Source organism: Curtobacterium sp. B8, from assembly GCF_000333315.1.
GTDB lineage: Bacteria > Actinomycetota > Actinomycetes > Actinomycetales > Microbacteriaceae > Curtobacterium > Curtobacterium luteum.
Map to the genome: position 1 here is coordinate 1 of NZ_BACW01000169.1, position 6,744 is coordinate 6,744.

Annotated in this window: 5 protein-coding genes and 1 pseudogene; 4 read left to right on the forward strand and 2 right to left on the reverse strand. The window is 70.0% G+C overall.

What is annotated here, in order from left to right; genetic code table 11:
- Positions 1-297, forward strand: a pseudogene (locus I59_RS22600) (ABC transporter ATP-binding protein); the annotation flags it as partial.
- A 301-nt stretch (positions 298-598) separates the two neighbouring features.
- Here I59_RS22600 and proP read toward each other — a convergent pair.
- On the reverse strand, positions 599-2,179 hold the full coding sequence (proP, locus tag I59_RS04145) for a glycine betaine/L-proline transporter ProP (protein ID WP_022902789.1): 1,581 nt from the start codon (positions 2,177-2,179) through the stop codon (positions 599-601).
- A 277-nt stretch (positions 2,180-2,456) separates the two neighbouring features.
- Between proP and valS the strand changes: the two genes are divergently transcribed.
- Both valS and I59_RS04155 read left to right on the forward strand, forming a co-directional pair.
- Positions 2,457-5,081: a valine--tRNA ligase gene (gene valS / locus I59_RS04150; protein WP_042726449.1), complete on the forward strand. Its 2,625-nt coding sequence runs from the start codon at positions 2,457-2,459 to the stop codon at positions 5,079-5,081.
- A gap of 86 nt (positions 5,082-5,167) precedes the next feature.
- On the forward strand, positions 5,168-5,395 hold the full coding sequence (locus I59_RS04155; RefSeq protein WP_229728086.1) for a hypothetical protein: 228 nt from the start codon (positions 5,168-5,170) through the stop codon (positions 5,393-5,395).
- A 108-nt stretch (positions 5,396-5,503) separates the two neighbouring features.
- On the opposite strand, the gene I59_RS04160 is transcribed toward I59_RS04155, so the two are convergent.
- Complete coding sequence (locus tag I59_RS04160) at positions 5,504-6,340, reverse strand: alpha/beta fold hydrolase (RefSeq protein ID WP_022902791.1); 837 nt, start codon at positions 6,338-6,340, stop codon at positions 5,504-5,506.
- A gap of 123 nt (positions 6,341-6,463) precedes the next feature.
- Between I59_RS04160 and I59_RS04165 the strand changes: the two genes are divergently transcribed.
- The coding region (locus tag I59_RS04165) for a TetR/AcrR family transcriptional regulator (protein ID WP_031272825.1) at positions 6,464-6,744 on the forward strand (281 nt) is incomplete at its 3' end.

Here is a 6,744-nt window from a genome sequence, read left to right on the forward strand (position 1 = left end):
CCCGAGGTCCTCGTGCTCGACGAACCCGTCACGGCGCTCGACGCCACAGTGCAGGACGCGGTGCTCGGGCTGCTCGAACGACTGCGGGACGACACCGGCGTGGCGATGCTCTTCGTGTCGCACGACCTGCGGGCGGTCCGACGGATGGCGGACGACGTGCTCGTCGTCCACGAGGGCGCGGTGGTCGAACGGGGACCGGCCGAGCGGGTGCTCTCGCGACCGACGCACGCCGTGACGGCGCAGCTGTTGCGCGCGGCCGAGGTGCTGGCCTCCGGGCCGACCGCCCCCGCCGCCTGACGCGGCCGACTCGTGCCGCGCGACCCGAGACTCGCGCTGCGCGAGCCGAGACTCGTGCTGCGCGACACTCATCGCGGTCGAACGCACGAGCGATGTCGCGCAGCGCGAGACTCGCAGCGGCGCGCGACCCGCGGCAGCGCGAGACTCGCGGCAGCGCGAGACCCGCGGCAGCGCGACACCCGCGGCAGCGCGACACCCGCGGCAGCGCAAGACTCGCGGCAGCGCGCGACCCGCACCAGCGCGACCGGACGACCGGAGGCGCGGTGCGGGACGGATCCGCACCGCGCCTCCAGGCCGGTCGTCAGGAGCCCGTGGGCTCCGTGCGCTCACCGCCGGACGTCGGCGCGTCGCCGCTGATCACGGGGATCTCGCTCGTCGAGAAGTCCTTCGCCCAGTCGGACTGGGCGAGGTCGGACTCCGGGTCGTTGTAGTCCTCGATGACCGCGGCGATCTCGTCCTCGTGCGCGACCGTCGGGCCCGACCCCATCAGCGGGGTGGCGGCGGTCTCCTTCGTGAAGTACACCGCGACGAGGCCGATCACGGCCGCGACCATGAGGTAGAACGCGGGGATGTCCTCGGCCCAGCCGAGCCCGGCGTCCTTCGCGGCGTTGATGAGCGCCGAGGTCGCGAGCGGGGTGGTGCCACCGAAGAGCGAGACGGAGACGTTGAACGCGATCGCGAGCGCCCCGTAACGGATGATCGTCGGGAACAGCGCGGGGAGCGTCGAGGGCATCGTCGAGGTGAACGTGACGAGCACGAGCCCCAGGATGAGGAGGCCGAAGAACACCCCCACGCCGGTGCCGCTCTGGACGAGCTTGAGCGACGGCCACGACAGCAGGAAGAAGCCGATGCAGCCCGCGGCCAGCACCGGGCGTCGGCCGAACCGGTCGGAGAGCCGACCGCCGAACGTGATGACGACCATCATCAGGATCATCACGATCACGATGAGGATCAGGCCGAAGGTCGCGTTCTGGCCGAGGTTCTGCTCGAGGTACGTCGGCATGTACGACAGCAGCATGTAGTCGGTCACGTTGAAGACCAGCACCAGGCCGATGCAGATGAGCAGCGAGCGCCAGTTCTCGGCGAAGAGGCGGAGGAACGGGGTCTTCTGGGACTCGCGCTCGGCGGCCTGCTCCTGCTGCTTCTGGAACGCCGGGGTCTCCTCGAGCTTGAGACGGAGGTAGAGCCCGATGAGGCCGAGCGGACCGGCGACGATGAACGGGATGCGCCAGCCCCAGCTGAGGAGTGCGTCCTCGGAGAGGCCGAACTGCAGGCCGGTGACGATCGAAGCGCCGAGCACGTAGCCGGCGAGCGTGCCGAACTCGAGCCACGAGCCCATGAACCCGCGGCGCTTGTCCGGCGAGTACTCGGCGATGAACGTCGCGGCGCCGCCGTACTCGCCACCGGTCGAGAAGCCCTGCACGAAGCGGGCCACGAGCAGCAGCACCGGCGCCCAGAAGCCGATGGTCTGGTACGAGGGGATCAGGCCGATCATGAGCGTGCCGGCCGCCATGAGGATCATCGTCAGTGCGAGGACCTTCTGCCGGCCGATCCGGTCGCCGATCGGGCCGAACACGGCCCCACCGATCGGGCGCACGATGAACGCGGCCGCGAAGAACCCGAAGGTCGCGACGACGTTGGCCGCCGGGTCCCCCTTCGGCAGGAACACCTGCGAGATCGTGACCGTCAGGTACGCGAAGATGCCGAAGTCGAACCACTCCATCGCGTTGCCGAGGGCGGCGGCCGCGACGGCGCGCTTGAGCAGCGACTCCTCGACGACGGTGACGTCGTCCTTCGTCAGCTTGCGGCGGGCCCGCTTCACGGCGCCCTTCGTCCGCAGCGGCCGATCGCCGTTCGCGGGGCTGGTCTGGTTCGGTGACAAATCGTTCCTCCGGTAGTGCTGAGTCTTGCCTTCGGGCGCCCGGCGGACGGCGTCACTGCAGTCCTCGCGAACCCCGCGTCCGCCGGACAAACTCCGACAGCCTACCAAACGCCCGGCGTGTCCGTCAGGCCGGTGTGGTATCGGCCGTCGGCGACGACGGTGCGAGCCGCTACCATCGGGGGTACCGCGCCGCACGTGCGTGGACATTCAGGCACCTCACCACGGACTCGGTGCCGCACAGAGCGGTCCCAGCACCGCACCGAACGGAAGGCCCGCCATGTCGAAGCCCATGCCCGAGAAGCCCACGGTCGACGGACTCGAAGACGTCTGGGGCCCGGTCTGGGAGCAGGACGGCACCTACCGCTTCGACCGTTCCGCCGCCGGAAACCGCGCCGCCGTCTACTCGATCGACACCCCGCCGCCGACCGCCTCGGGCTCGCTGCACATCGGTCACGTGTTCTCGTACACCCACACCGACCTCAAGGCCCGGTACGAGCGGATGCGCGGCAAGCACGTCTTCTACCCGATGGGCTGGGACGACAACGGGCTGCCGACCGAGCGCCGCGTGCAGAACTACTACGGCGTCCGCTGCGACCCGCAGCTCCCCTACGACCCGGCCTTCGTCCCGCCGTTCGAGGGCGGCGACACCAAGTCGAGCAAGGCCGCCGACCAGCTCCCGATCTCGCGCCGCAACTTCATCGAGCTGTGCGAGCGGCTGACCGTGCAGGACGAGCAGCAGTTCGAGCACCTCTTCCGCACGCTCGGCCTGTCCGTCGACTGGACGCAGTCGTACCGCACGATCGACGACACCTCGCGGGCCAGCGCCCAGCGTGCCTTCCTCCGCAACCTGGAGCGCGGCGAGGCCTACCAGGCCGACGCTCCGACGCTCTGGGACGTCACCTTCCGCACGGCCGTCGCCCAGGCGGAGCTCGAGGACAAGGAGATGCCCGGCGCCTACCACGGCCTGGCCTTCCACCGGACGGACGGCGGGGACGACGTCGTCATCCAGACCACCCGCCCGGAGCTCCTCCCCGCCTGCGTCGCCCTCGTCGCGCACCCCGACGACGAGCGCTTCCAGGACCTCTTCGGCACCACGGTCCGCTCCCCCCTGTTCGACGTCGAGGTCCCGGTGCTCGCACACCACCTCGCGCAGCAGGACAAGGGCGCCGGCATCGCGATGGTCTGCACCTTCGGCGACACCACCGACGTCGTGTGGTGGCGCGAGCTGCAGCTGCCGAACCGCGCGATCATCGGTTTCGACGGCCGTGTCCGCTCCGACGAGCCGACGTGGATCGCGAGCGAGCAGGGCAAGGCGCTCTACGCGGAGATGGCGGGCAAGACCGTGTTCTCGGCGAAGAAGGTCGTCGTGGACGCCCTCACCGAGTCCGGCGAGCTCATCGGCGACGTGAAGACCATCAACCACCCGGTGAAGTTCTTCGAGAAGGGCGACAAGCCGCTCGAGATCGTCTCGACGCGCCAGTGGTACATCGTGAACGGCGCGCGTGACGAGGAGCTCAAGACCACGCTCCGGAAGCGCGGCGAGGAGATCGCGTTCCACCCGGACTTCATGCGCGTCCGCTACGACAACTGGGTCGGCGGCCTCTCCGGCGACTGGCTCATCTCCCGCCAGCGCTTCTTCGGCGTGCCGCTGCCGGTCTGGTACCCGCTCGACGCCGACGGCAACCCGGTGTACGACCAGCCGATCGTGCCGACCGAGGACCAGCTCCCGGTCGACCCGGCGTCCGAGCCGGCCCCCGGCTACGAGGAGTCGCAGCGCGGTGTCGCGGGCGGCTTCCAGGGCGAGCTCGACGTCATGGACACCTGGGCGACCTCGTCGCTGACCCCGCAGCTCGCGGGCAAGTGGGAGTCCGACCCGGCGCTGTACGACCTGGTGTTCCCGTACGACGTCCGGCCGCAGGCGCAGGACATCATCCGCACCTGGCTCTTCACGACGGTGCTCCGCAGCCAGCTCGAGGCGGACGTCGTGCCGTGGAAGCACGCGAGCATCTCCGGCTTCATCGTCGATCCCGACCGCAAGAAGATGTCGAAGTCGAAGGGCAACGTCGTCACGCCGCTGTCGATCCTCGAGCAGCACGGCGCGGACGCGGTCCGGTACTGGGCGGCCTCCTCGAAGCTCGGCACGGACGCGGCGTTCGACCCGCAGAACCCGAAGCAGATCAAGGTCGGCCGACGCCTGGCGATCAAGGTCCTCAACGCGGCGAAGTTCGTCTACGGCTTCCCGCTGCCCGAGGGCGCGCACGCCGTGACCGAGGCACTCGACACCGACATGCTCGCCGAGCTCGGATCGGTCATCGAGCAGGCGACGGCCGCGTTCGACGGCTTCGACCACGCCCGGGCACTCGAGGTCACCGAGCGCTTCTTCTGGACGTTCTGCGACGACTACCTCGAGCTCGTGAAGGAGCGCGCCTACGGCACCGCGACCGACGCGACGCACGAGACGCAGGCGAGCGCGGTCCTCGCGCTGCGCGCCGCGATCGACGCGCTGCTCCGCCTGCTGGCACCGTTCCTCCCGTTCGCGACCGAAGAGGTCTGGGCCTGGACCCACGAGACCAGCGTGCACCGCGCACAGTGGCCTACTGCGAGCGGCCTGGCGGCCGCCGCGGGGCCGGGTGCAGCTGACCGGCTGGGTGCAGGGCCGTCGGGCCTGCTCGCGGCCGTCGGCCAGGCGCTCATCGGCATCCGCGGTGCGAAGACGGCGGCCAAGGCGTCCCAGAAGACGCCGGTGACGCGGGCGGTCGTCGCCGCGCCCGCCGAGACGCGTGCGCTCATCGAGCGTGCTGCCGTCGACCTCGCGGCCGTCGGTCGCATCGCGGACCTGTCGTTCACGGACGGCGCCGAGCTGGCCGTCGTCGACATCGAGCTGGCGGAACAGCCGGCGTAGCGTCGCACGGTCGGCCGGCTCGCGTCCGCGACCGGTCGGCCCGCACCGGACTGGAGGCACGGATGCAGTTGGGCACACGATGGAGCGTGGGTGGGCAGCCGCCTGCGCGACTCCCCGAAGCGATGGTCGTCGCCGTGCAGGGGGTCGAGGAGGAGCTCGCGGCCGAGTCCGTCGACACGTCGTCGTGGGGGTGGACGCTCACGTTCCTCGAGGGGAAGCCGATCGTCGAGCTCGACGACGGCACGTCGATCCACCTCGACCCCGCCGGCCACGCGCAGGTGACCAACCCGGACGACGCACCGGAAGAGGACTGAGCGCGGCGCCACGCGGTTCGCGTCCGCACAACCAAAGTCACCCCGAACCGCGGAAAACCGCGGCGCGGGGTGACTTCGGTTGTGCGCCGGCGACCAGCGCCGGAACGGCTACTTCGTGAGCCAGCCGAGCAGGACCTCGTTCACCTCGGCGGTGTGCGTCGTGAGGAGGCCGTGCGGGGCTCCCTCGATCTCGACGTACTCCGCGTGCGGGAGAGCCTTGGTGAAGCGGCGGCCGGTGGCGTCGATCGGCAGGATGTTGTCCGACGTGCCGTGCACGATGAGCGCCGGGACGGTGACCTTCGGGATGTCCTCGCGGAAGTCGGTCGGCCAGGTGAGCGGCGCCGCGGCGGATGCGATCGAGCCCGAACCGGCTGCCACGTTCCACGCGTTCCGGACCTGCTCCTCCGAGATCCGCGAGCCGAGGTTCTCGTCGAGGTTGAAGAAGTCCTGGTAGAAGTTCGTGAAGTACGCGTAGCGGTCCTTCTTCACGTCGGCGGCGATGCCCTCGAAGAAGGACATCGGGCCGGCGCCGTCCGGGTTGTCGTCGGTGATCGCGAGGTACGGCTCGAGCGAGGCGAGGAACGCGACCTTGGCGATCCGCTCCTCTCCGTGGCGGGCGATGTAGCGGGCGATCTCACCGGTGCCCATCGAGAAGCCGACGAGGATGACGTCGCGCAGGTCGAGGGTCTCGAGGACGGTGTGCAGGTCGTCCGCGAAGGTGTCGTAGTCGTAGCCGGTCGACGGCTGCGAGGACTGGCCGAACCCCCGGCGGTCGTACGTGACCACGCGGTACCCGGCGTCGAGGAGCGGCGGGACCTGCCCCTCCCACGAGTTGCCGTCGAGCGGGAAGCCGTGGATGAGGACGATCGGCTGGCCCGATCCCTTGTCCTCGTAGTGGAGCGCGATGTCGACGCTGTTCTCGGTCCCGACGGTGATGCTGCCCATGATGGTTCCCTTCCCCTGCACCTGACGGAGAACGGTCGTTCCCCGTTGATGTCCCCTACACTAGAGAACGATCGTTCCCCTTGCAACACGGGAACGGTGAACACGCAGGGAACGGGGTACGACATGGCTACGAGCACGGTCGAGGCGGACACCAGGGCGCACATCGTCGCGGTCGCCGACGAGCTCTTCTACGCGCGCGGCATCCAGTCGGTCGGGATGGACGAGATCCGCACCGGCGCCGGGGTGTCGCTCAAGAAGCTCTACGCGGCGTTCCCGGGCAAGGAGCAGCTCGTCGCAGCCGTGCTGACGGGACGGCACGAGTACTGGGAGCACGGCATCGAGCAAGCCGTCGCCGCCGCGGGCACGCCCCGCGACCGTCTGCTGGCGATGTACGACTCCCTCGA